The 773-nt window shown below is 75.9% G+C and carries 1 protein-coding gene; it reads right to left on the bottom strand.

Annotated elements, in window-relative coordinates; all coding sequences use genetic code 11:
* Positions 1 to 773 (bottom strand): SMC hinge domain-related protein (locus tag VB737_RS07405; protein ID WP_500312268.1); only part of this gene is annotated, 773 nt, incomplete at both ends.

The following is a 773-nucleotide window of genomic DNA, read 5'->3' as shown; positions in this document are numbered from 1 at the left end:
CTCCGGCCCAGCTCGGCTTCGCGGCGGCGGCAGGCCAGCAGGCTCTCCCCCAGCTCCAGCAGCCGCTGCCGCAGCGGCTCGGCCTCATCACCGTCGCCGCTGCGGCCGAAGCCCAGCTGGCCCGAGCGCTGCTGCAGGCTGCCGCCGGTCATGGCGCCGCTCTTCTCCAGCAGTTCCCCCTCCAGCGTCACGGCCCGGCAGCGGCCCAGTTCCCGGCGGGCGTCAGCGAGGGTGGCGAACACCAGCGTGTCGCCGAAGACGTAGCGGAAGACTTCGGCGTAGACGGGCTCGTGGCGGATCAGATCCACCGCCCGCCCCACCAGCCCGCCGGCCCCGCCGCTGCCGCCGGCGGATCCCCGCTGCAGGGCGGCACCCCCTGTGCCCCCGCTGCCACTGCCGCCCCGGATGCGGTTGAGCGGCAGGAAGGTGAGGCGTCCGGCCCGGCGGCTCTTGAGCAGCTCGATCGCCCGGGCGGCGATGCGGTCGTCCTCCACCACCACCTGGGCCAGGCGTCCCCCCGCCGCCACCTCCAGGGCCACCCGCAGCCGCTCCTCCACTTCGCCCAGCTGGGCCACCGAGCCGTGGATCCCTTCCAGGCCCGCCTCCAGCAGCAGGCGCAGGGCGCCGGTGCCGCGGCTCTCCTGCAGCGTCTCGCGGCGGCTGTCAAGACGGGCGATCTCCCGCTCCAGGCTGGTCTGCTCCTGCTCCAGCCGCTCGCGGGTGCGCTGCTGCAGTGCCACGGCCTCGGCCAGCTCCCGCGCCCGCTCCTGGCG

Source organism: Synechococcus sp. BA-120 BA3, from assembly GCF_034931285.1.
Lineage (GTDB): Bacteria > Cyanobacteriota > Cyanobacteriia > PCC-6307 > Cyanobiaceae > Cyanobium.
The sequence above is the reverse complement of the archived record's forward strand: the minus strand, read 5'-3'. Positions and strand labels throughout refer to the sequence as shown.